At 40.8% G+C, this 26196-nt stretch carries 15 protein-coding genes; 12 read left to right on the top strand and 3 right to left on the bottom strand.

Annotation, left to right across the window (positions count from 1 at the left end):
• Nucleotides 1-113: 113 nt before the first annotated feature.
• Entirely contained in the window at nt 114-425 is a 312-nt protein-coding gene (locus RCC89_04155; protein ID WMJ72356.1) for a cytochrome c, read from the bottom strand.
• A gap of 269 nt (nt 426-694) precedes the next feature.
• Here RCC89_04155 and RCC89_04150 point away from each other — a divergent pair, with 269 nt between their 5' ends.
• On the top strand, nt 695-3625 hold the full coding sequence (locus tag RCC89_04150; GenBank protein ID WMJ72355.1) for an SNF2-related protein: 2931 nt from the start codon (nt 695-697) through the stop codon (nt 3623-3625).
• A gap of 89 nt (nt 3626-3714) precedes the next feature.
• Here the strand turns inward: RCC89_04150 and RCC89_04145 are convergent, their stop codons facing one another.
• Entirely contained in the window at nt 3715-4416 is a 702-nt protein-coding gene (locus RCC89_04145; protein ID WMJ72354.1) for a hypothetical protein, read from the bottom strand.
• 245 nt (nt 4417-4661) lie between these two features.
• Here RCC89_04145 and RCC89_04140 point away from each other — a divergent pair, with 245 nt between their 5' ends.
• From RCC89_04140 to RCC89_04090, 11 genes are all read left to right on the top strand, one after another.
• Nucleotides 4662-5585 (top strand): TIGR01777 family oxidoreductase, encoded by a 924-nt coding sequence (locus RCC89_04140; GenBank protein ID WMJ72353.1) that lies wholly within the window; start codon nt 4662-4664, stop codon nt 5583-5585.
• Between the two features lie 115 nt (nt 5586-5700).
• Nucleotides 5701-6534: a TIGR00730 family Rossman fold protein gene (locus tag RCC89_04135; protein ID WMJ72352.1), complete on the top strand. Its 834-nt coding sequence runs from the start codon at nt 5701-5703 to the stop codon at nt 6532-6534.
• Between the two features lie 230 nt (nt 6535-6764).
• Entirely contained in the window at nt 6765-7706 is a 942-nt protein-coding gene (locus RCC89_04130; protein WMJ72351.1) for a lytic transglycosylase domain-containing protein, read from the top strand.
• Between the two features lie 80 nt (nt 7707-7786).
• The gene (gene uvrA, locus RCC89_04125; GenBank protein WMJ72350.1) at nt 7787-10651 is read left to right on the top strand and encodes an excinuclease ABC subunit UvrA; all 2865 of its coding nucleotides are present in this window, start codon (nt 7787-7789) and stop codon (nt 10649-10651) included.
• A 478-nt stretch (nt 10652-11129) separates the two neighbouring features.
• Nucleotides 11130-12068: a formyltransferase family protein gene (locus RCC89_04120; protein ID WMJ72349.1), complete on the top strand. Its 939-nt coding sequence runs from the start codon at nt 11130-11132 to the stop codon at nt 12066-12068.
• A gap of 41 nt (nt 12069-12109) precedes the next feature.
• Nucleotides 12110-12769: a tail fiber protein gene (locus RCC89_04115; GenBank protein ID WMJ72348.1), complete on the top strand. Its 660-nt coding sequence runs from the start codon at nt 12110-12112 to the stop codon at nt 12767-12769.
• A gap of 10 nt (nt 12770-12779) precedes the next feature.
• Nucleotides 12780-13937, top strand: coding sequence for an ABC transporter substrate-binding protein (locus RCC89_04110; protein ID WMJ72347.1), 1158 nt, complete (start codon nt 12780-12782; stop codon nt 13935-13937).
• Nucleotides 13938-14136: 199 nt separating this feature from the next.
• A complete protein-coding gene (locus RCC89_04105; protein WMJ72346.1) occupies nt 14137-21036 on the top strand; it encodes an Ig-like domain-containing protein in 6900 nt (2299 codons plus the stop codon).
• A gap of 382 nt (nt 21037-21418) precedes the next feature.
• Nucleotides 21419-22786: an MATE family efflux transporter gene (locus RCC89_04100; GenBank protein ID WMJ72345.1), complete on the top strand. Its 1368-nt coding sequence runs from the start codon at nt 21419-21421 to the stop codon at nt 22784-22786.
• A 9-nt stretch (nt 22787-22795) separates the two neighbouring features.
• Nucleotides 22796-24313, top strand: coding sequence for a sodium/solute symporter (locus tag RCC89_04095; GenBank protein WMJ72344.1), 1518 nt, complete (start codon nt 22796-22798; stop codon nt 24311-24313).
• 324 nt (nt 24314-24637) lie between these two features.
• Nucleotides 24638-25321 carry a collagen-like protein gene (locus RCC89_04090; protein ID WMJ72343.1) on the top strand — a complete coding sequence of 228 codons (684 nt, stop codon included), beginning with the start codon at nt 24638-24640 and terminating at the stop codon, nt 25319-25321.
• Between the two features lie 61 nt (nt 25322-25382).
• Here RCC89_04090 and RCC89_04085 read toward each other — a convergent pair whose 3' ends face one another.
• Nucleotides 25383-26189 carry a hypothetical protein gene (locus tag RCC89_04085; protein ID WMJ72342.1) on the bottom strand — a complete coding sequence of 269 codons (807 nt, stop codon included), beginning with the start codon at nt 26187-26189 and terminating at the stop codon, nt 25383-25385.
• Between the last annotated feature and the right edge of the window lie 7 nt (nt 26190-26196).

Raw genomic sequence — 26196 nt, 5'->3', positions numbered from 1 at the left:
GAGATAGCCTTTATGATCAAAGCGTAAAGGTTCGAAACTAGCATTGCCCAAACCGAAACACGATAAAGTACACTAGGGAAAAATCGGATCAGCAATGGATTCAAATATCTATATTATTCTTGAAGTCCTTTAGTATATTCAGCAACAGCTTCCAACTCTTCATCACTCAAAATATCGCCAAAGGAAGGCATTTGCCCCTCTCCTTCTCTAGTAATACGTTCAATTTCGTCCTTAGACAAATCGGATTCCTGCAAACTTCTCTCTCCTAACACAGCTCCACCATCTTGTCCATGACAAGCAGCACACTGGCTCTGGTATATTTCTCCTCCACTAAGGTTATTTGAATTGTTTCCGTCTGCATTGCAACCTATCGATAAAACAATTAAGGAAAATAAAAATACAGAAAAAGTTTTTACTGTCAGCATACAAATACCAATATTAAATACAACTATTACAACAACCTTCGAAAACCAAGAATGTTGACATGTATAAAAAAAAGACAATACAATCTTGGCTAAACAATATTTCTTATTCTTTTGTTATAATCCAATATTAATAGTTCAGTATATCTTGTATTTCAAGGTAAAAACTACACTTAAAACAAGAAACTGAAAAAAATCTACCTCTAAAGCCAATAACGGTTTACTTTTTGTAGAAAAAAAACTTATATTGTATCCTGTTTTTTAAATAACGAATGAAAGTTTCTACAGCCGAACCTTTTCAGATTACTTATTCATTGCTACAGCATGAATATCTAGGTTATCTATTTGAGTCGTTTATGGTGCAGTTGGACCAGAATGGAAAACTTACGCTCAAGCATCAGAACATATCCTCTAAAAACGCTGATGAGTTTTCGTCAGGTTTGGATGAACGGGATTATCGATTGATCAAGCTCATGGATGATATGCACCAAGATGTTATCATCAAGAAATTTTCTAACAAAAGAATGACTCCTCACCAATTCTTTACCAAAGTTTACAATAAAGAAAAAGGTGACAAACTAATACAGGAAGCAATATCCAACTATATAGATGGCAAAATGGCTGAAATCCTAACCCTTATGGAAGACAAAATGGTCTTTGAAATGGGTAGTGATGGCGAGCCAACATGGAAACAAGTACATGTAGCCCCTGGAAAAGCCTCTGTATTGTTCCATTTTATGAGAAACGAGGACAATACACACTACTTTCCTACCATCAAATACCAAGGCGAAAAAGTTGATTTTGCCCAAAAGAACGGGATTATCGTGTGCAACAGCCCCGCTTGGCTTTTAGTAGGAGATAAAATATATAGTTTTGAAGGGGACATTGACGGGAAAAAGCTTAAACCATTTTTACATAAAAAGTTTGTTCTCATACCGCGAAAAGTAGAAGAAACTTATTACGAGAAATTCGTTTCTCCTTTGATCGCTTCTTTTAACGTTCATGCCAAAGGCTTTGAAATACGCAACGCCAACCATGACCCACGTGCGGTCATTTCTATTACAGAATTAGCAAACAGCAGTAGCAATCTCTCGCTTTTTGAAGATCCAAAAAACAAAGAGACTGAAGAAGAGTCTGGTAAAATGGTGCTGGGCTTATCTTTTCAGTATGGGAAATATACTTTCCCGTCGGACAATAAGGCTGTTTCTTATGTAAAAATGGAGAAAACAGAAGACTCTTATATCTTCCATAAGATAAAAAGGAACGTAAGCTGGGAAAAAGAGGTAATCTCGCTACTAAAAGAAACTGGGCTGGAATTCCGAATAAATAAGTTGGTAATGGAAAAACAGACGGCTTTTTCTTGGTTAAACAAATATCGAGAAGAGCTCCTGAAAAAGAACTTCCAGTTTAAACAAAACAGCAAAGACGGTAAACGATACTTTGTAGGCAACACTTCGATAAATGTAGAGGTCAATGAAAACAAAGACTGGTTCGATATTCATGCCATTATCAAATTTGGAGAGTTCGAAATACCGTTTTTAAAAATCAGAAACTACATACTTCGTCAAAAGAAAGAGTTTACTTTGCCCAATGGCGAAATAGCTGTTATCCCCGAGGAGTGGTTCTCGCAATACTCTGAACTATTTGGCTTCGCAGAAGAAGACCCTAAATTAGGCGTTAAACTAAAAAAACATCACTTGTCATTAGTACAAGAGTTAAAGCATGGCAACCTAGCCAAGGTTACAATAGACAAAAAACTGGCAAGGCTTCGTGAGTTCGACGAAATTGAAGATCTTCCACTTCCCAAAGGCTTTGACGGATCTTTACGTCCTTATCAGAAAGCAGGGTACAACTGGATGCTTTTCCTTAACAAGTTTAACTTTGGCGGCTGCTTGGCTGATGACATGGGTCTTGGTAAGACAGTTCAGACACTTGCCTTATTACAGAAGCAAAAAGAAGCAGGGGTTACCAGTGCAAACCTGCTCATTATGCCAACCTCCCTTTTGTACAACTGGGAAATGGAAGCCCGAAAGTTTACTCCTGAACTTAAAATATTTAACTATACTGGTACTTACAGGGAAAAAAATGTAGCGCAATTTGAAGGGTATGATTTAGTATTGACTTCCTATGGCACTACACGTATAGACGCGGAAATTCTTAGCGAATATAAGTTTAACTATATTATACTTGATGAATCACAAGCAATCAAAAATCCAGAGTCTAATATAGCAAAAGCGGTAAGAGAGCTGAAAAGTAATTATAAAATGATCCTTACTGGTACCCCGATAGAGAACAGCACTATGGACTTGTGGTCTCAGATGGACTTTGTCAATCCTGGGCTTTTAGGATCTCAAGCGTTCTTTAAAAATGAATTTTTAGCTCCAATAGAAAAAAAACAAGACGAAGAAAAAGTACGGAGGCTTTACTCTACCATCAAGCCATTTATCTTGCGGAGAAAAAAATCACAAGTGGCTACCGAACTTCCTGAAAAAGTAGACAATGTCAAGTATTGCAAAATGTCCTTAGATCAGGAAAGTGAATATGAAAAGGTAAAGTCGGAATACAGAAACATGATTTTGGATTCTATAGACAAAAAGGGGATGCCAAAATCGCAATTGCTACTTCTCCAAGGTTTAACCAAGCTTAGACAAATTGCCAACCATCCAAAACTGGTAGATCAAACATACGATGGCAATTCAGGGAAGTTGGAGGACATTGTCCATATGTTGAACAATGCGCTTAGAAAGGATCACAAAATCCTTATATTCAGTCAGTTTGTAAAGCATTTAGCTATTATAAAGGAATATCTTCTACAAGAAGGAATAGAGTATGCCTATTTGGACGGCACGACCAAAGAGCGCCAAGGACAGGTAGAGCTGTTCCAAAACAATGAAGATGTAAAGGTATTTCTGATATCCCTTAAAGCCGGAGGTGTCGGCCTTAACTTGACAGCTGCGGACTATGTATTCATCTTAGACCCATGGTGGAATCCAGCCGTAGAAGCACAAGCCATAGACCGTGCATATAGAATAGGGCAGAAAAATAAGGTATTTACTTATAAGTTCATTACAAAAAATTCAGTGGAGGAAAAAATTCTCAATCTCCAGAAAAACAAACTAAAACTGGCTGATGACCTTATTACCACTGAAGAAAGTTTTGTCAAATCACTATCTAAGGATGACATTACTTCAATTTTTGATTAACGAACAGCAACGAAAACTCTATAAAACACATAAAAAGCCGACTGAGAGCATTCAGCCGGCTTTTTATTTCATCTCAGATTGTCCTTTATCTATTTACCAACCTGCTTAAGTTTGCCTTTTACCACTTCTACAGCCTGTTGCATTTTGGCAGTTTCGGCAGCTGCTTTCTTCTGGTCTTTCTTATTTTTTTCTATTTCTTTCAATAAATCTTCATGCTCTTTCTCATTGTCTTTAAGAGCCTTTTCTAGTTTAGACTTCTCTTTTCTGTTCTTATCTACGTCTTTCACCAGCTTATCCCCTTCTTTAACCACTTTCTTCTCATCTTTTTCAGCGGCAGACAATGCTTTTTCAGCATCTTTCACCTGCTCTTGTATATCTTCTGAAAGCGCTTCATGGATAAAATCGTATAGCAATTTTTCAGCCGCTTTGTAAGCACTTTTGTCATTGTCCTGGGTTACAAAAAAAGTTCCAGCCTCTATAGTCCACCACACCATAACCCCTTTCTTGCTTTTCTTTACTTCAGAAACTATCCGGCACGGGTCAGAAGAAATAGTAGGCATTTTTGCTGTCTGAACAGTAAATACATTTTTGGAGGATTCTACTTTACCAAAGTTCTTCAGGTATTTTTCCCACGATTTTGACAAAGCTTTTTTATCCAAATCAACAACGACCCCTAAACCGGTTCGTGTAATTTTATCAATTTCTTCCGTAGATTCGAAAATGCTAATTTTCTGCGCAGATGAGTAAAATCCGTAAAAAACAAAAAGAAATGCAAACAGTACCTTTTTCATAAGAGTTATTAATAAATTCCAATTTCAAAATTAGGTTATACGCATCTAAACTTATAATGATTCAATTTATAATAAGAAAATTCAAACAAGTCAGTATACATTTATGATTTTTTTAACTCTGAAATATGCGATAGATTTGGTCATGAGGAGTAAAATAGCAATGTGGGCGCAGCGACTGATTTGAAGCTATTTTGCTACACAATAAAAAGTTCTATGGCATAATTCAGGTTTAATATTAAAAATATATGGGAAACAGAGTATTGATAACTGGCGGTTCAGGAATGATAGGCAGGCGACTGACAGAATTGCTTCAGGAAAAAGGTTATACTGTCCATTGGTTAAGCAGATCTGCCGGAAAAACCAATGGCGTAATCAAATACCCCTGGAATATAGAAAAAAAATACATTGAAGACGACGCCATCTTAAAAACCGACTATATCATACACCTCGCTGGCGCCAATATTTTTGAGAAAAGATGGACAGATGCATATAAAAAAGTTATCATAGAAAGTCGTACAAAATCCGCCAACCTATTATTAGGAAAAGTGAAAATATTTGAACAACCTATCAAAGCATATATTACTGCTTCAGGGATAGATATCTATGATTCATCATGTAACGAAAAAGGGTGTAACGAGCAGTCTCCATTGGGAACAGACTTTTTGGCAGAAGTATGCAAAAAATGGGAAGCTTGTGCTGATCAATTTGAAAAAATAGGAATAAGGACAGTAAAGATCCGTACTGGTGTAGTTTTATCAGAAAGTGATGGCGCGTTTAAAAAAATCCTATCAACAGTTTCTATGGGCATAGGCGCTCCATTAGGCAGCGGAAAACAATATTTCCCCTGGATACATTTAGACGATCTATGCAATATTTATATTCATGCTTTAGAAAATGAAAAGTTAAAAGGCGCCTACAATGCCTGTGCTCCAGAAGTAACAACAAACAAAGAGCTGACTAAACAGACAGCCAAGCTTTTAGGAAAACCAATGTTTATGCCCAATGTACCTGCTTTTGCATTAAAGCTTGCCTTTGGTGCAGAACGTGCCGAGTTAATACTAGGAGGGAAAAAAGCGTCTCCTGACAAAATTTCAAAAACAGGGTTTAAGTTCAAGTTTCCTCAGCTCAAAGAAGCATTAGGGAACCTACTTAACAAAAATTTGGTATAATATATCCAGCTATGGCATTAATATTGCCTTAAATTCTTTACGTAAAACACAGGTATGAAACTTTACGTTACAATCTGTACAGTTAACACAGTATATAATTTTAATTTTTTATAATATGAGTGATTTAAGTAAAAATGGCATGAACGTAGATGAGGACAGTGCCAAAAAGGCTAAAGACAACAATCCATCAACAGTTCATGATGACAATAAAGTTAAAGTAATAGACAATCTCGGAAATGTGGAAGAAGAAGAACATCAGATAAGAAGAGCATTTAAAGATCGCGATTGGAACGAAATCAAAAGTTCAGACTCTTGGGCTGTCTTTAAAGTTATGGCAGAGTTTGTAGAAGGCTTTGAAAAACTTGCAAAAATCGGCCCTTGTGTATCTATTTTTGGTTCTGCCAGAACCAAGCCGGACAACCCTTACTATCAACAAACAGTTGAAATTGCGGCAAAACTCGTCCGTCATGGCTATGGCGTTATTTCTGGCGGTGGCCCCGGTATTATGGAAGCGGCCAATAAAGGAGCGCATATGGAAGGCGGAAAATCGGTAGGCTTGAACATAAGGCTGCCTTTCGAACAGTTTAACAACGTGTACATAGACCGGGACAAGTTGCTTAACTTTGAACATTTCTTCGTAAGAAAAGTAATGTTTATTAAATATAGCCAAGGGTTCATTGTTATGCCTGGTGGTTTTGGGACGCTAGACGAACTGTTTGAAGCACTTACGCTCATTCAGACTAAAAAAATAGGCAGGTTCCCAATCATTCTTTACGGCAGAGAGTTCTGGAACGGCCTTATTGACTGGATCAAGGATGTACTCTTAAAAAGAGAAAATAACATCTGCGCCGAAGACATGAATTTAATTAATGTGGTAGACACGCCTGCCGAAGCAGTAAAAGTTATTGACGATTTTTACTCCAAGTACCTGCTTCAGCCAAACTTCTAAAGCAATTGGTGCTTTAAGCTAAGTTTTGTGCGAGTAAGAAAGGGACAAAAAAGCAGGTTTGTATATAAAATGGTTTAATTATTTTTGCCAGCTAAAATACAAGTCCTACTGCACAAGCTTATCTCTAGGCTTTAGCCTAAGATCATGATGGTAATGTCAGCTACGACCTGACATTACCATCAAAATATGTTTCACCAAATTTCTGATTCTTGAAACTAAGAATAAGTATATTGGGATTTTTAATTGTTTTGTTGCTAAATAGTAAATCAAACAGCGACCAAACAGTGGTTTTTTACGACATTGAGTTTATTCCAGAAATTCAGATGCGCCACCAGGTACTAAATCCTAAAATTCCTGACGATGTCACTTTTTCTGGAGAAACAGTACACTTCAATTCACCAGAAGCGTACTTGAAATTCGAGCGCGAGCTAAGGCTAAACGCTTCTAACAACTCCAGCACCAGACTTCTACTGAAAAATGTACGGGTATGGTTACCAGAAATAACCAAAATACTGGTAGCAAACAAGATACCTGAAGACTTTAAGTTTGTAGCCGTCGCAGAGAGCAACCTCAGCAATGTGGTCAGCCCACGAGGAGCGGCTGGTTTCTGGCAAATCACCGATATTACGGCTCTCCACCTAGGCCTTGAACTCAATGATGAAGTGGATGAAAGGTATAATCCCATCAAAGCAACCCGCGCTGCGTGTAGGTATTTTAAAGAAGGTTACAGGGTGTTTGGGAACTGGACCTCAGCTGCGGCATCATACAACAGGGGCATCAACGGTTTAAAAAGAGCATATAAAACACAAAAAGTTAAAAACTATTATGAACTGTCGCTAAACGACGAAACTTCCCGGTATCTATATAAAATACTGGCCATAAAAGACTTGGTAAACAACCCAGAAAAATATAGCATGAAGCCAATAGGCCGCTCTCAACTGGCTTATAAAACCATGGTGGTCGACTACTCTATACCTGACCTTAAAGCGTTTGCCCTTCATCATAACATAGATTATGAACTGTTTAGGGAATACAACCCATGGATTCTAAAAAACTCACTGACTATCAAACAAGAAGGGAAAACTTATACATTATTTATTCCCCGCTCACCTGAGTATCTTTTTAAAAATGAAGTGAGAAAAGAAAAAGAAAGTGACAACAAGGATGCCTAACTCCAATTTTTTAAGGATATTTGTTGAGCAGAACCCATACATACTAATACTTGTTGTATTTTCATCAGCCTTTTTTAACATTGAAAGAAACATCTGACATACACCATACCGACCTCACAGGTTATGAAAATATTGAAATTTTTGGTGCTCGCGCCCATAACCTAAAGAACATAGATCTGTTGATACCGCGCAACAAGCTGGTGGTAATTACCGGCATCAGTGGCAGCGGAAAATCATCCTTGGCCTTCGATACTATTTATGCGGAGGGGCAGCGTAGGTATATGGAAAGCTTTTCTACCTATGCCCGATCTTTTATGGGCAACATGGAAAGACCAGATGTTGACAAGATTAATGGCTTGAGCCCGGTTATCTCTATTGAGCAAAAAACAACTTCTAAAAACCCACGCTCAACGGTTGGTACCATTACTGAAATTTATGACTTTCTTAGGCTCTTATATGCAAGGGCCGGAGAGGCTTATTCTTATGTAACAGGTGAAAAGATGATCCGTCAATCAGAAGACCAGATCATCAATCACATTTTACAGAAATTAGACAACCGAAAAATTGTGGTCTTGGCGCCTGTTGTTAAAGGGCGTAAAGGACATTATAAAGAGCTATTTGTCCAAATAAGAAAAATGGGCTTCACCAAAGCCCGAATTGACGGCGAAATGACCGAGCTCGTTCCTGGCCTGCAGCTAGACAGATATAAAACCCATGATGTAGAGATTGTGGTAGACCGCCTAGTTGTACGGGAAGATGCCAAATACAGGATTACCCAATCCATAAAAACAGCGTTAAATCACGGTAAGGGCATTTTGCAAATCATGCCACTTACAGAAGACAACAGCGAAGAAAAACCATTGTTTTTCTCAAAATACCTGATGGATCCAGTATCTGGCATTGCCTATGATGAACCAGCGCCTAACATGTTCTCTTTTAACTCTCCTTATGGCGCTTGCCCAGTATGTAAAGGGTTAGGCAAAACGGAAGAGGTTACAGAGGAGTCTGTTATGCCAGACAAGACCCTTAGTATCAGTCGAGGGGCCATACTCCCTATCGGGGAATACAGAGATATATGGATTTTCAGGCAGCTTGAAGCACTCCTTAAAAGATTTGGTTACAGTGTCATTACTCCCGTACAAGATTTGCCAGAAGATTTGGTAAGGCTCATCTTATATGGGAATGAAGAGGTTACTGAAGTAAAAGACGGCAAAAAGAAAACTCCTGTTGTCGTAAAGTTCGAAGGTTTGATGAACTACTTTAACAGGCATAATGAAGAAGACACTGGCCGTGATTGGTTAGAGGATTTTAAAGTTGTAAAAACATGCCCTGCGTGCCATGGATCAAGGCTAAAAAAAGAATCGCTCTACTTTAAAATTGACAATAAAAACATTGCCGAACTCGCACAGAAAGGCCTAGAAGAATTAGCCGAATGGCTAAACGGACTGGAAGACAGAATGACTGACAGGCAACGTAGTATTGGCTCGGAAGTGCTCAAAGAAATAAGAAAAAGAACGGGGTTCCTGCTGGACGTAGGCTTGGGATATCTGACCCTGGACAGAACGGTACGTACACTTTCTGGTGGTGAGGCGCAAAGAATCAGGTTGGCCACACAAATTGGCACACAGCTAACAGGTGTCTTATATATTCTGGACGAGCCGAGTATAGGGCTTCACCAAAGAGATAACGTCAAACTTATTTCAGCACTAAAAAACCTTAGGGATATTGGCAACTCTGTACTTGTCGTGGAACACGACAAAGACATGATGCTGGAAAGTGATTATATTATAGATATAGGGCCAGGCGCAGGAAGACATGGAGGCACTGTAGTATCGGCAGGAACGCCTGCAGAATTTGTTAACAGCCGGACGACCACTGCAGCTTATTTAAATGGTAAGGAAGAAATTGCCATACCAGAAAACAGGCGAGAAGGCAATGGCAAGAGTTTAATACTCAAAGGCGCTAAGGGACACAACTTAAAGAATGTCACCCTAGAATTGCCGCTTGGGAAAATGATCTGTTTAACAGGCGTATCAGGTAGCGGAAAATCTAGTTTAATCCATGACACTTTGTTTCCGGTGCTGAATAGCCACTTCTTCAACGCAAGGAAGAAACCACTGGAATATGAAAGTGTAGAGGGACTTGAAAACATTGACAAAGTAATAGAGGTAGACCAAACCCCAATAGGTCGTACACCAAGATCTAACCCTGCTACTTATACTGAAGTATTTACCGAAATCCGCTCTCTGTTTGCCCAACTTCCAGAAGCAAAGATCAGAGGGTATAAACCAGGCAGGTTCTCTTTCAATGTGAAAGGCGGACGGTGTGAAACCTGCGAAGGTGGCGGTATGAAACTTATTGAAATGGATTTCCTTCCAGACGTACATGTACCTTGCGAAACATGCAAAGGCAAAAGATATAATAGGGAAACATTGGAAATCCGCTTTAAAGGAAAATCTATTGCAGATGTGCTCGAAATGACGGTAGAGCAAGCTGTAGAATTTTTTGAAAGTCAACCGCGAATTATCAGAAAAATTAAAAGTCTCTACGATGTCGGCCTAGGGTATATTACACTGGGACAACATGCTACCACGCTTTCGGGCGGTGAAGCGCAACGTGTAAAACTTGCCACTGAGCTCTCCAGAAAAGATACCGGAAAAACGCTTTACATCCTTGACGAACCGACCACAGGATTGCACTTTCAGGACATCAGACAATTGCTAAATGTTCTGAACAAACTTGCGGACAAAGGCAATACCGTATTAATTATAGAACACAACCTGGATGTGGTCAAGGTTTCTGACCATATCATAGATATCGGTCCTGAAGGCGGAGAAAAAGGGGGGCGCATCGTCAACCAGGGAAGCCCTGAGGAAGTAGCCCTTTCAGAAGATGGCTTTACTTCATACTTTCTTAAGCAGGAACTGAATCTCGCAGAAAAATAGCAGCTCAATAAATGCAATGTTCCGCAAAAGCCCAACAGCAGGAGCCTGTCAACTGGCAGGATAACAGTATATACAACAAACTCTTGTCTAACTTTACCCAAAACTCATAGAACTGATTGGTAAAGAGCCTGTAAAATCTTGCAGGTGAAAATAAGTTATGATAGTTTTGAAGCCTTATGTTTCAACCTGTATTATGCATTTGATGTCGTTATGAGGGGCAAAAGAAAAAAATCAGCGTATTTGGCCTACAAAACATAGTGGCTCTATGGCCAAAAACCAGATGCGAGCGAAGAGCCTGATTTGAAGTTATTTTGCCACGCAATAGAAAGTTCTAATACATATTTCAGGTTAAATCAGTAACCTAATTTTGCCCTGCTAGTATAAGTAGAAATTACAACTATATAAATAAGAAGCATTAACAAAAAAACTTTGCCTGACACAAAGTTTTTTTTAACGAAAAAAGCTCATAAAACCAGATATGAATATTACCATTTTTTCTAGCCATAGCTTATCCTTACCATTAATCAACCACATCAGTGACCGCCGGTTTTTGCGAGGAATTCTTACCGTAGACGAAAACAATGCACACACCTCTAGCCTTGAAAAAACAGCGAGTGCCAAAAACATATCCTTTATTAAGTCTGACAGACAAGGCTTGGAAATAAAAGTTGCACAATGGCTAATGGAGCAAAACTCTGACTTAGTAATTGTTATAAACTTCCCCTATCTGATTCCTGAAAACCTACTAAAAATACCCAAATTAGGCTTTTACAACTTTCACTTCGGTCTTTTGCCTGCATATAAAGGTGCTGATCCTGTTTTCTGGCAACTAAAAAACGGAGAAAAAACGGGAGGTATTTCAGTTTTGGCAATAAATGAGAACTTGGATTCCGGACCAGTTTTTTATCAAAAACCATTTTCTTTTTTTCCCGGAGAAAATTATGGCCTCCATGTTATGAGGCTTGGCTTTCTTTCAATAGAAGTTTTTAATGATGTGTACGAGAAAATTTCATCAGGAAACTTTTCATATACTTTAGAACATGATAATACGGCCAGTTTAAAAAGGCCTTCTTCAAGAGACCTTGAAATTAATTGGGAAGAAAATACGGCAGATGAAATAGAAAACCTGGTAAACGCCTGCAACCCCGCTTTCGGCGGCGCAAACACTTACATTTCAACCATTCCCGTAAAAATTCTTGAAGTTTCTCCCGCTGATTTTACTGAAGCTCCAGAAGTAGCTCCGGGGACAATTATTGTCCATGAACAGCAGGTATTTGCTGCTTGTGTAGGTAAAAAATTTTTAAGGGTCAACATAATCCAACTACCAGAAGGTACCATTTCTGGTCAAAAGTGGGCATTGTTGGGAGCCCAAACAGGAGTAAAGTTTACCAATAACCAATCAATGGCTTTATCTTGAAAGAGCAAAATAATTTTTAACATTTTAAACATCTGAATCTTATGGATCTTTATTTAGGATTAATTCTTCCCTCAGCTTTTAACTTCGACCCAGTAGGAATGGATTATTGCCACGGGCAACAAATTAGTATATCCCAGAACCAAGCACTTTTCGCTTTAATTGGTACCCATTTTGGCGGTAACGGTAGCACATACTTTAATCTACCCGATACCAGAGGAAGGGTAGTTGTAGGAACTGGAAGTGGTGCAGGGATCACACCTTATCAAATCGGGCAAACAGGCGGCGCGGAACAGGTAACCCTGAATGTAAATGAGATTCCGGCGCACACTCATCAGGCACAAGGAGCTTTAAATGGTTCTGCACCTGTGACCATATCTTCTCTTCATGCTTCTGGCGACTTGCCAGCCACATCGCAATATGGTAGTTCTAGCACTCCCGGTGAAAATGCTTTCCCTGCCAAAGGACCAGACTTGTCAGAGTTTAGAATAGGCAATAATCTTTATGGGCCAAGTGATGGCACAAAAATACCAGTAAATGTAGAAGTAAGTGCTGGTGAAGATGCTAAAGCTAGTTTTAACGATGTGCCCGTAGAAGTAAATGTTGCCTCCACTGGAGGAAATATGCCACACGAAAACAGGCAACCCTTTGTTGCACTAAATTACCTGATCGTAATGCAAGGCATATTTCCTCAAAGAAAATAATACACATCAAATGATTAAAATTGGTCTATTATCATACTGCTCATCAATATATCCCTATGCTAGTAGGGATATAGCAGATGGGTTCTATGCAGCCCTGCCAGAAACTATAGTCAGAGAAAACTTTTTTCATTTTGTACCAGACTATGTCAAGCAGGCAACAGCAAAAGGAGTTAAAGAGGCAGTTCAGAAACTTTTGTTTTTTGATGCTGTAGACGTCATTTCCGGGCCTGTCAGTTACAGAAGCGTACCTGAACTTATTCCGCTAATTCAAAAACATGAAAAATTAGGTTTCTTTTTTGATTTAGGTGAATACATCCCCTATTTCAACCTAGTTTCTGACCATGTCTATTTCAACAGCATGTTATACTGGCAGTCGCAATATGCTCTCGGAAACTGGGCCTATAAAGAGTTTGGCGACAAAGGAGCTGTGGTCATGTCTCTGTATGATTCAGGCTATCATTTACACAGTGCCTTCAGACAAGGGGCGATAGGAGCAGGTTCCAAGGTTATAGACTATTGTGTGTTGCATGGCGACCCCAACAAGTCAATGGTAAAGGGTAAAATCGATGAATTCTTTAAGAATATGGAAAGGGCTTTTCCCTCTTATATTCATGCCATCTTTTGCGGAAGTGAAGCTACTGAGTTCTTTGAAGCCTTTGCTGCTTCAAAATTGAATGGAAAGGTACCATTGTTAATCACGGCCCATATGGCTTCGGAGGAAATCCTTTCCTCTGTTACCAACTTGGGGTTACGTGCTTATGCTGCCTCCCTCTATAACTACCACTCTCAAGACAGTTTGAACATTCAATTCAAATCTTCATTTGAAAATAACTTTGGCCGGAAAGCTGGTATCTTTTCACTTTTGGGCTTTGAAATGGGATTATTATTTAAGAACCTCTACCCTGCCTTACGTAAAAAAGACTTTGCTAGCGCAAGACAATTACTTAAAAACGAAAGAATCCAAAGTCCCCGTGGTGAAATTAGTTTTGACCTGAACCAATCTTTTGCACTGCCAGTAATCGATATCGAGCAAATAGATATTTCTAATAAAAGAATATGTAAAATGGTAGTTGAACAAGGCAAGGCACTGGAATATAATAATCAAGTGTATGAACATATTCATCGAGAAAATGTAAGTGGATGGCAGAATCCTTACCTGGCTGTTTGAAATTAAGAAAGAGTCAGTATAACTTCATGGTTCTCAAACCAGTTTTTAATTATCTCATTTTCAAATATAAGTAAAGAGCAAGAACCTAATTTGCTTTATTAAACATTGCTTAACAACCACTATCCATATGAAAAAACACATACACTTTTTTAAAGGAAAAAGACTCCTGTATCTATCGAGTTTCATTTTTCTCCTCATAATGCCCAGTTTGTTGTCGGGGCAAAGCACAACTACTTTTAATTCCGTTAATGACGACCCTGTCCCTAGCTTCACCTCTCCCGCATATGCAACCAATGTTGAAGGCTGGGATATATCTGTTTATGACAAAGGGGGCTTAGGGGTAAACTTGAGGTTGATGGGTGCTGATGAGCAATACCTGGCTTCTTTCAGCCAGTTTGGTGAATGGATAAGTTATATTAGTTTCAAAAACACCAATGGGCTTTCATTTAAACTATACCAGTTTCAGATAAGGTATAATACAGAAGAAGGTGATCCTGAGTCCGAAATAACTGTCATAGGTTATAAAAATAACGAGCCAGTTCCGGGCGCTACCTACACCCTGACCGGTACAAATACATTTACGAACTCAGAAGAGTGGTGGACTTTAGACGTATCCGGAATAAATCAGTTTGAGGATATCGACGAGTTTCGTTTTTCAGCAACCGGCACACCCAATGAAATTTGGAGACTTGATATTAATAATGTAGTCTTTGAGGAAGCTCCTCCCGCAAGTCTACCTACAGTTACAACCTCAAGCCCCACATCAATTACCACCACCTCTGCTACTTTGGGTGGCAATGTAACAGATGACGGTGGAGCTACAGTGACAGAAAGAGGAATCGTGTATAGCACTTCCACATATCCAACTACGAGTGATAATAAGGTACCGATTGGCGAAGGAACTGGTAGCTTTAGCCAGTCTGTTACCGGGTTAAACCCAGGAACCTTATACTACACCAGGGCTTACGCCATAAATTCAGAAGGAACAACTTACGGAACACAACAAAGCTTTACGACCTTATCAAGTGTAACATCTATTAAACGATATGAACCTACCGCTGCAATTACCAACAGAGAAGAGATAGTTTTTGAGGTAAACTTAAGTGGGCCAGTAAGAGGCTTAAGCACCTCAAATTTCAATTTAACAGCATCTGGCATTACTGGGCATGAGATTACCAACGTTTCTGGAAGTGAGGAAAGTTATCTTGTAGAAGTAAATACAGGAACCGGCGATGGCACACTTCGCTTAAACCTGTCAAACAGTACAGGGGTTGCGCCTAGTATCTCTGGCTTACCATATACCTCAGGTCAAATTATCTCTATTGATAAGACCCCACCCACTGTAACCATTTCCAGTGATGTAAACAGGCCTACCAATGAAAGCCCATTTTCTGTAAAAATCGAGTTTAGCAAAAATGTGGTAGGCTTCCAACAAGAGGATATTATTGTTGAAGGAGGCTCCACATCAAATTTTGTGAACAACAGCGGTTATTTTACTTTAGACATTACTCCTGACGAAGACAGCGAAATCACCGTCGACGTGCCGGCAGGCGTGGCAAGGGACGCCGCTGGAAACGAAAATGAAGCAGCGGAGCAGTTCTCTATCATCTATGACGGAACTGCCCCTACAGTAGCCATCTCATCTGAACTTAGCAGCCCGACAAATACAAGCCCCATTACCGTGGACTTCGACTTCAGCAAAGAGGTCACAGGGTTCAGCATTGACGACATTATAATATCAGGTGGTACAGCAGGTAATTTTACAGGAAACGGAAGCAGTTACTCGGTAGAAATAAACCCTGACGGCGACGGTGAAATTACAGTCGACTTACCGGCCGGCGTGGCAAGGGACGCCGCTGGAAATGAAAACACAGAGGCTGAACAGTTCAGCATCATCTATGACGGAACTGCCCCTACTGTAACTATTTCTTCTGAACTTAGCAACCCGACCAATGCTAGCCCCATTACCGTGGACTTCAACTTCAGTAAAGAGGTCACAGGGTTCAGTATTGACGACATTATAATATCAGGTGGCACTCCGAACAGGTTTAGCGGTGACGGCAGCAGTTATTCTGTGGAAATAAACCCTGACGGAGACGGAGAAATTACAGTCGACGTGCCGGCGGGCGTGGCGAGGGACGCTGCTGGAAATGAGAACACGGAGGCTGAGCAATTCTCTATCATCTATGACGGAACTGAACCTACAGTAACCATCTCTTCTGAGCTTGGCAGCCCAACAAATGCTAGCCCAATTACCGTGGACTTCGACTTCAGTAAAGAGGTCACAGGGTTCAGTATTGACGACATTATAATATCAGGTGGCACTCCGAACAGGTTTAGCGGTGACGGCAGCAGTTATTCCGTAGAAATAAACCCTGACGGCGACGGAGAAATTACAGTCGATGTGCCGGCAGGCGTGGCAAGGGATGCCGCTGGAAATGAAAACGAAGCAGCGGAGCAATTCTCTATTATATATGACGGTACTGCCCCTACAGTGACCATCTCTTCTGAGCTTAGCAGTCCAACAAACACTAGCCCGATTACCGTCGACTTCGACTTCAGCAAAGAGGTCACAGGGTTCAGCATTGACGACATTATCGTCTCAGGTGGTACAGCGGATAACTTTACAGGAGAAGGAAGCAGTTATTCCGTAGAAATAAACCCTGACGGTGATGGCGAAATTACAGTCGACGTGCCGGCAGGTGTAGCAAGGGACGCTGCTGGAAATGAAAACGAAGCAGCGGAGCAGTTCTCTATCATCTACGATGGAACTGCACCGACGGTAAGCATTTCATCCGAACTAAGCAGTCCGACAAACACTAGCCCGATTACCGTGGACTTCGACTTCAGCAAAGAAGTCACAGGGTTCAGCATTGACGACATTATAGTATCAGGCGGTACTCCGAACAGGTTTAGTGGAGAAGGAAGCAGTTACTCGGTAGAAATAAACCCTGACGACGACGGAGAAATAACAGTCGACGTGCCGGCAGGCGTGGCAAGGGATCATGCAGGAAATGAAAACACAGAGGCGGAGCAATTCTCTATCATCTACGATGGAACAGCACCGACGGTAAGTATTTCATCCGAACTAAGCAGCCCGACAAACACTAGCCCGATTACCGTGGACTTCGATTTCAGCAAAGAGGTCACAGGGTTCAGCATTGACGACATTATAGTATCAGGCGGCACATCGGATAACTTTACAGGAAACGGAAGCAGTTATTCCGTAGAAATAAACCCTGACGCGGACGGAGAAATTACAGTCGACGTACCGGCGGGCGTGGCAAGAGATCATGCAGGAAATGAAAACACAGAGGCGGAGCAATTCTCTATCATCTACGATGGAACAGCACCTACAGTGACCATCTCTTCTGAGCTTAGCAGTCCAACAAACACTAGCCCGATTACCGTCGACTTCGACTTCAGCAAAGAGGTCACAGGGTTCAGCATTGACGACATTATCGTCTCAGGCGGCACATCGGATAACTTTACAGGAAACGGAAGCAGTTATTCCGTAGAAATAAACCCTGACGGAGACGGAGAAATCACAGTCGACGTGCCGGCAGGCGTGGCAAGGGACGCCGCTGGGAACGAGAACGAAGCAGCAGAGCCGTTCTCTATCATATATGACGGTACTGCCCCGACGGTGACCATCTCTTCTGAACTCAGCAGCCCGACAAATGCAAGCCCCATTACCGTGGACTTCGATTTCAGCAAAGAGGTCACAGGATTCAGCATTGACGACATTATAGTATCAGGCGGTACTCCGAACAGGTTTAGTGGAGAAGGAAGCAGTTACTCGGTAGAAATAAACCCTGACGACGACGGAGAAATAACAGTCGACGTGCCGGCAGGCGTGGCAAGGGATCATGCAGGAAATGAAAACACAGAGGCGGAGCAATTCTCTATCATCTATGACAGAACTGCCCCTACTGTAACTATCTCTTCTGAGCTTGACAGTCCGACCAATGCAAGCCCGATCATCATAAACTTCGATTTCAGCAAAGAGGTCACTGGGTTCAATATTGACGACATTATAGTATCAGGCGGTACTCCGAACAGGTTTAGTGGAGAAGGAAGCAGTTACTCGGTAGAAATAAACCCTGACGACGACGGAGAAATAACAGTCGACGTGCCGGCAGGCGTGGCAAGGGATCATGCAGGAAATGAAAACACAGAGGCGGAGCAATTCTCTATCATCTATGACAGAACTGCCCCTACTGTAACTATCTCTTCTGAGCTTGACAGTCCGACCAATGCAAGCCCGATCATCATAAACTTCGATTTCAGCAAAGAGGTCACTGGGTTCAATATTGGCGACATCATAGTATCAGGCGGCACTCCGAACAGGTTTAGTGGTGACGGTAGCAGTTATTCCGTAGAAATAAACCCTGACACGGACGGAGAAATTACAGTCGACGTACCGGCGGGCGTGGCAAGAGATCATGCAGGAAATGAAAACACAGAGGCGGAGCAATTCTCTATCATCTACGATGGAACAGCACCGACGGTAAGTATTTCATCCGAACTAAGCAGCCCGGCAAACACTAGCCCGATTACAGTAAACTTCGACTTCAGCAAAGAGGTCACAGGGTTCAGCATTGACGACATCATTGTCTCAGGCGGCACTCCGAACAGGTTTAGTGGTGACGGTAGCAGTTATTCCGTAGAAATAAACCCTGACGGAGATGGAGAAATTACTGTCGACGTTCCAGCAGGTGTAGCAAGGGATGAGGCAGGAAACGAAAACGAAGCAGCGGAGCAATTCTCTATCATCTACGATGGAACCGCACCGACGGTAAGTATTTCATCCGAACTAAGCAGCCCGACAAACACTAGCCCGATTACAGTAAACTTCGACTTCAGCAAAGAGGTCACAGGGTTCAGCATTGACGACATCATAGTATCAGGCGGCACTCCGAACAGGTTTAGTGGTGACGGTAGCAGTTATTCCGTAGAAATAAACCCTGACGGAGATGGAGAAATTACTGTCGACGTTCCAGCAGGTGTAGCAAGGGATGAGGCAGGAAACGAAAACGAAGCAGCGGAGCAATTCTCTATCATCTACGATGGAACCGCACCGACGGTAAGCATTTCATCCGAACTAAGCAGCCCGACAAACACTAGCCCGATTACAGTAAACTTCGACTTCAGCAAAGAGGTCACAGGGTTCAGCATTGACGACATCATTGTCTCAGGCGGCACTCCGAACAGGTTTAGCGGTGACGGCAGCAGTTATTCCGTAGAAATAAACCCTGACGAAGATGGAGAAATTACTGTCGACGTTCCAGCAGGTGTAGCAAGGGATGAGGCAGGAAACGAAAACGAAGCAGCGGAGCAATTCTCTATCATCTACGATGGAACCGCACCGACGGTAAGTATTTCATCCGAACTAAGCAGCCCGGCAAACACTAGCCCGATTACAGTAAACTTCGACTTCAGCAAAGAGGTCACAGGGTTCAGCATTGACGACATCATAGTATCAGGCGGCACTCCGAACAGGTTTAGTGGTGACGGTAGCAGTTATTCCGTAGAAATAAACCCTGACGGAGATGGAGAAATTACTGTCGACGTTCCAGCAGGTGTAGCAAGGGATGAGGCAGGAAACGAAAACGAAGCAGCGGAGCAATTCTCTATCATCTACGATGGAACCGCACCGACGGTAAGCATTTCATCCGAACTAAGCAGTCCGACAAACACTAGCCCGATTACCGTGGACTTCGATTTCAGCAAAGAGGTCACAGGATTCAGCATTGACGACATTATAGTATCAGGCGGTACTCCGAACAGGTTTAGTGGAGAAGGAAGCAGTTACTCGGTAGAAATAAACCCTGACGACGACGGAGAAATAACAGTCGACGTGCCGGCAGGCGTGGCAAGAGACGCCGCTGGGAACGAGAACGAAGCAGCGGAGCAGTTCTCTATCATCTACGATGGAACTGCACCGACGGTAAGCATTTCATCCGAACTAAGCAGTCCGACAAACACTAGCCCGATTACCGTGGACTTCGACTTCAGCAAAGAAGTCACAGGGTTCAGCATTGACGACATTATAGTATCAGGCGGTACAGCGGATAATTTTACAGGAAACGGAAGCAGTTACTCGGTAGAAATAAACCCTGACGGCGACGGAGAAATTACAGTCGACGTACCGGCGGGCGTGGCAAGAGATCATGCAGGAAATGAAAACACAGAGGCGGAGCAATTCTCTATCATCTACGATGGAACAGCACCGACGGTAAGTATTTCATCCGAACTAAGCAGCCCGACAAACACTAGCCCGATTACCGTGTACTTCGACTTCAGCAAAGAGGTCACTGGATTCAGCATTGACGACATGATAGTATCAGGCGGCACTCCGAACAGGTTTAGTGGAGAAGGAAGCAGTTACTCGGTAGAAATAAACCCTGACGGCGAGGGAGAAGTTACAGTCGACGTGCCGGCAGGCGTGGCAAGGGACGCCGCTGGAAATGAAAACGAAGCGGCGGAAACTTGGACGATTGAATACTATACTTCACCAACATGTGAAGAGTTAGTTATTTTAAATGAACCTGAAGACATTACGGCATGCCCAGAAGAACAGGTGACATTAACAAGTACAGTAGAAGGAACTACTCTATCTTATCAATGGCAAGTAGATGAAGGTGACGGCTTTACAAACCTTGCCAATAATGATGAATACACTGGCACAGAAAGCTACCGCTTAACAATAAATGTTCATCAGAGCCATGAAGGCAATAAGTACAGGTTATTAGTAATTGATTCATGTGAAACAAGCAAATACAGTGCTGCTGCCCTACTATCATTTCCTGAAGATGACTCATGTGATGATGTAACAGCCATTGATCAAATGAGCAAGGCACAGTTTGACTTATTCCCTAACCCAGCCACAGACCACATAAACATTAGCATAAATGCCGATTATACATTAAAGGCAGCTATAGAGGTTTACAATTTACATGGGCAAAAACTAATGAACCAAGAATCTAATATTTCAGACTATGTTAAATTAGATGTCTCTCAACTTCCTACTGGAACTTATTTAGTGGTGATTAAAACCGAAGAAGGACAAACAGCAATAAAATGGCTTAAACATTAACTACCGTTTTTACCACCTATAAAATCTAGAGTTGATAAGGACTATCCTTGTCAACTCTTTTTTTTGATGTTTTATTCCAAATCATACATGCAATAGCGAGTCTCTTTTTTAGGATCATTAGCCAAACTTCCACATTGAAAACGAAAATCTGTATCCCCCTGTACCCTTCTATACACCACAAACCTAAAAAGGATGAACGTTTGATTAATATAGATAAAAACAAAACCAAAATATTACCTATTGTAATTCAGAACCTAAAAGCACTTACTCCGTATGAAAACGTACATTGATTAACCCTGGAAACTCTGTTCTGTAAACGAACGGTTAGTGCTGAATGAACATGTTACGATTTTCATAAACTTTCATAAATTTTCAAAAACAAGTGTCAATCAGAAAAGCTGCTATTGATATATTAAAACTTAGTTTTCCAATAATACTAGCACAACTTGGTAATGTACTATTGGGATTGACCGATACGGTCATGCTCGGTCAATATGGCAAAACAGAGCTCGCAGCAGTGGGAATAGCCAATCAGATATTTTTTGTAACCTCCGTTATCGGTATGGGGGTAATGACAGCCCTCACCCCAATCATAGCCACTTCAAAAGGTGCTAATAAAAAGTCAGAATGTGGAGAGTTTTTAAGGTCTGGAATAGAACTAAGTTTAATCATTAGTTTCGTTGTGGCAGCTTTCTTAATTATCCTTTCAGCCAACTTTGGAATTTTTGGTCAAGAAGAAGCCATTAACTATAGCGCCGCAAAATATTTAAGAATCGTTGGTATCTCTATGTTCCCCATGCTTCTTTTTTTGGCGCTCAAGCACTTCAATGACGGCCTATCCTTCTCAAACCCGGCAGTTATAATAACACTCGCAGGTGTAATACTAAACGGTTTTCTAAACTGGGTCCTTATTTTCGGCAACATTACCTTTCCAGCATTAGGTGCTACAGGTGCTGGTATCGCCACACTATTTACCAGATTATTTATGGCCTTATTGCTGGTAATAGTGGTATTTAGGTCACCTTCTATTAAAGTATACTTGCCTCCGTTGATATCCCAATTCAATACAGTCCCTGTTATTAAAAAACTTTTAAAGCTTGGCTTGCCGACGGGTTTTCAGATCTTCTTTGAAGTTGGAGCTTATGCGGTAGCCGCTGTAATGACTGGATGGATAAGTCTTAGCGCTTTGGCTGCGCACCAAATTGCAATGGGAGTAATTGCTATATTTTATATGGTAGCTACTGGAATTTCAGTTGCTGGTTCTGTTCGAGTGGCCCATTACTTTGGCCAGAAAAAACAAGACTTGATCAGAAAAAATGGAATTGTTACTATAGCCATGACCGGAACAGTAATGGTTCTAACAGGTTTGTTCCTCTTATACTTTAATAAGTCTATTTTTTCCTTTTTCACCAATGACCAGACGATCATTACTATCACCTCGGACATCTTAATAATAATCATTTTCTTTCAACTATATAATGGCCTACAGGCTACTGCTACAGGTATTTTGAGAAGTGTAGAAGATGTTAAATCTTCCGCATACTTAACCATGATTGTCTATTGGGTTGTTGGTATCCCTTTGGCTTATTTTCTGGGAGTGCATTTTCAACAATCTTTAAAAGGGGTTTGGCAAGGCTTGCTGGTGGCCTTGATTATTACAGCATTTCTTGTATACAGGAGGTTGTTCAAGAAAACATTGGCTGGTGGCACTGGAAATTTATTGCAAATTATGAGGAGTAGGGACAAATAAATGTAAAGGATGAAAGCTGTACTTCTTGATTACTTTTTAATAATCGCATTTCTGCTTTTGCTAACGTATATCTTCTTTAAAAAGATAGTCGGCATTAAATCCAGTAAAGATTTTTTTAAAGCGGGCGGCAATCTTTTTTGGGTATGGATAGCAGTTTCTGTTCTGGGTACTAATATCCAAATAGAATATATACTTGCATCCGCATCCAATGGATTTAGCCATGGGCTTGCCATGGGAAGCTTTGAATGGATAGGAGCCTTTGTTCTGATTTTTGTTGCGATATACATTGTGCCGTACTTTTTAAGGGCAGGAGTACATACACTGCCAGAATACTTGGAATACCGATATGGAAGAAACCTAAGACTTGTTTTTAGCTTTCTTTTTGTTTCCATAAACCTAATGATGTTGATGCTCATTCTGAACTCGAGCGCAACTTTTCTAGAAAAATTATTTGATATCCGTCGGGAAGCAACCATTGTTACAGTGGCTATCTTAGGGGGCATAGTAATATACTTTGGAGGTATGAAAGGGAAGCTGCGTCTAGATTTAATTGTGATTTCATCCTTTCTCATTTCAGGCCTGGCAATACTTATCTTCTGCTTTATTGAAACAGAAGGGGTGAAAAATTTTTACGATAATGCCGACGGTAGGTTAGAAGGCATTTTTGCCGCTGATGATAAAAATCTTCCATGGACAGGTGTTTTTAGTGGGCTTTGGGTAACATCCATCTTTTATTTTGGGTTTTTCCCGCCTATTGCTCAATCTTTTCTAGCATCTAATTCATTGTCAGAAGCACAGAAAGGGCTTTTGTTTGTATCCTCTCTTAAGCTCATGCTTCCTTTTATTCTCATTATACCAGGCATCGTCGGGTATGAATTATTTGCGGATCAAATAACCCACCCTGACTTTACACTACCTATTGTTATTCAAAATGTTGCACCAGTTGGTGTTCAAGGGTTTATTCTTGCAGGATATATAGGAACACTTTTTACTACCTACAATAGTTTTTTAAACTCTACCGCTTCCATTCTATCATTAGATGTATTTTCCAAAGTTACTGTAGATAGCCCACCCGACCATAAACAAGTACTTATCTTCAAAAAAATAATCCCATTAATAGTTGTTGTATCTATGGTTTTTGGTGCGGTTTTCCAACCATCCGATAACATCTTTCGCTATAGCCAAATGTTGATCAATGGTTCTGCACCTGTCATTGCAACAGTATTTTTGTTTGCCATATTCAGCCGAAAAACTCCTAGTATAGCTGCTTATATTGTCACTATTCTAGGCTATCCGGTTTATTTTTTTATTGAAAAAAAGTTCGACCTTCCTTCGTTAAACGTAAGCTTCTGGTCATTTGGGCTGCTAGCAACCTTTATGCTCTTAGCTAGAGTAGCCGTTCCCTTAAACAAAAAAGCTATTATACCAGAAATTGGGAACATCAAATTTGAGAGAAACCTTGCAGTAATTATCTGGGGAATTTTTATTCTAACAATGGGGGCTTCTATATATGCCATCTTGATTTAGCGGTAATGCTGACTCCGTAGCGCCGATTTGTTATCGGCGGTGCATAATAATTATGCCGGTTTTATGTCGGAATAAGGCAATATGAAGACATTGTTAACTAAACCTTCATATCAAGAATAATTCTTTTAGTCCGTTAGGAAATTCTCGTAGTTCCCATACCAATGCATACGATTCATGTCATGCACATAGTATTGCTTTGATCAGACAAAAAATCAGGCTCACTCGATTATTTATTAAAACTAGATCATTTTTATGAGATATTTTTATATTTTTGTCGGCAGTAAAATAAATAAATCATTAATAATTAACTTTTTAACTACTACAATGAAATTAAAGTCATTTTTAGGTATAGCATGTATATGTGCCTTAGTAGCAATTTTTTCCTGCAGAGGCAAGGATGGCGATCCGGGACCACAAGGACCAGAAGGAGAGCAAGGAATCCAAGGGCCACGGGGACCTAGTGGAGCTGATGGAGCAGATGGAGAAAACTACGATCCAAACAAAATTTGGACAGAAAAAGAAGGCTATGTACAAGGAAAATTTGCGGGTACAACATCTAACGGTGTAGCATATGAGTGGGACATAGACTTCAGAGGCATCATGAGCAGAAAGGACAATTACTACCGTCAATTGAATGACCATGTAATCATCCGGGTTTATAAAGCATATGCTGAAGAAGGAGAATCATTTACTAGGGCCTCTTTCCAATTGGAGCTAAGAGTTGACGATCTTGAAACGCTATCTAACCCAGCTATTGTTTCAGCACACTTCTCTGGCTTAAAAGAGCTTGACGACCACACCATTTTTAGGGCCGAAAGAAGCTTTACCCCTGGAACAAGTGGTTTTATCAGTTCTTTGAGCAACTTATCTTATGATGCATCTTCAAGAACTATTAGCGGAGATTTTCAAATGTCTTTTCCAAGAACTTCTGAAGGCGAGGCGTTTAGCATCAACAATGCATCTTTTTCAAGCGAGCTAGTTCAAATAGTTGCTAGAGAAGGAAGGTAGGGCGTGTAACTTACAAAAAAGCGGGTCTACTTATATGCTAGACCCGCTTTTTTTATTGACTTTATTGACTTACTATAAAATCGTCTGCTGGCACCATTGTAAACACAATACCGTTATCATCCAATTTAAAGGTGTCTTTTTCTAGCTTTAGTATATCAGCATACTGTTCGCACGTAGGCAAAGTCCCGTCAAACTGTGAATAACATATATGATCATGTTCCCCATCTTTCCACTTCCATGAATTATTAGCATATTGTTTGATTCCGGAAGTCGTAGTTTCTACCAAATACGTTCCATACTCCGAAAAAACAATTTTATATTCAGATCCAGCATATAGAAATTCTGGCTCAATAGACACGACTTCCCAGGTTTGAAAGAAATAATCAACACCTTGCAACTCTTCTATAGCAGGAACAGCCTGTGCAGAGATTTCAGAAGAATCTCCATTCAATTCTAGAGTAAAGTTAATCGAGTTTTCTGACCTGGAGTTGATAGTAATGGTTCCGTGGTTGATCAACACAATTGTTTTACCTTGATCCTCTAGTGAATAATTTCCAGAAATCACTTCTCCTCCAGCGACTATAATAAATGTCCCAGATAAGTTAAACTCGAAAGACTGGTATCCTCCTGCATTACCTCCCTCAGCTACTCTCAAACCACCTTGGCCGTTAGTTGGAGCAATAAACCCTTTGCTTTGAGACCTTCTTGCATCGGAAGTTTTTACCTCCCACCTTTCAGCAATCCTACCTTCTTCTTGAGTTTCCTCTTGTGACTCTTGAGTTGGCTCTTCCTCTTCTTTTTTGCAACTAAAAGTAAAAAACGCTGCCAGTGTTAAGAGCAAGATGTTTCGTAAAAAATTTCTGTTCATGTTTCGA

The sequence above is a fragment of the Cytophagaceae bacterium ABcell3 genome, assembly GCA_030913385.1.
Taxonomy (GTDB): Bacteria; Bacteroidota; Bacteroidia; order Cytophagales; family Cytophagaceae; genus ABcell3.
This window is presented reverse-complemented; position numbering and strand designations above follow the sequence as displayed.

Coding starts and splice junctions, on each gene's coding strand:
- RCC89_04135 (WMJ72352.1), top strand. CDS start 5,701: ATGAGTGATTTAAGTAAAAATGGCATGAACGTAGATGAGGACAGTGCC.
- RCC89_04155 (WMJ72356.1), bottom strand. CDS start 425: ATGCTGACAGTAAAAACTTTTTCTGTATTTTTATTTTCCTTAATTGTT.
- RCC89_04115 (WMJ72348.1), top strand. CDS start 12,110: ATGGATCTTTATTTAGGATTAATTCTTCCCTCAGCTTTTAACTTCGAC.
- RCC89_04140 (WMJ72353.1), top strand. CDS start 4,662: ATGGGAAACAGAGTATTGATAACTGGCGGTTCAGGAATGATAGGCAGG.
- RCC89_04085 (WMJ72342.1), bottom strand. CDS start 26,189: ATGAACAGAAATTTTTTACGAAACATCTTGCTCTTAACACTGGCAGCG.
- RCC89_04095 (WMJ72344.1), top strand. CDS start 22,796: ATGAAAGCTGTACTTCTTGATTACTTTTTAATAATCGCATTTCTGCTT.
- RCC89_04145 (WMJ72354.1), bottom strand. CDS start 4,416: ATGAAAAAGGTACTGTTTGCATTTCTTTTTGTTTTTTACGGATTTTAC.
- RCC89_04150 (WMJ72355.1), top strand. CDS start 695: ATGAAAGTTTCTACAGCCGAACCTTTTCAGATTACTTATTCATTGCTA.
- RCC89_04120 (WMJ72349.1), top strand. CDS start 11,130: ATGAATATTACCATTTTTTCTAGCCATAGCTTATCCTTACCATTAATC.
- RCC89_04110 (WMJ72347.1), top strand. CDS start 12,780: ATGATTAAAATTGGTCTATTATCATACTGCTCATCAATATATCCCTAT.
- RCC89_04090 (WMJ72343.1), top strand. CDS start 24,638: ATGAAATTAAAGTCATTTTTAGGTATAGCATGTATATGTGCCTTAGTA.
- RCC89_04105 (WMJ72346.1), top strand. CDS start 14,137: ATGCCCAGTTTGTTGTCGGGGCAAAGCACAACTACTTTTAATTCCGTT.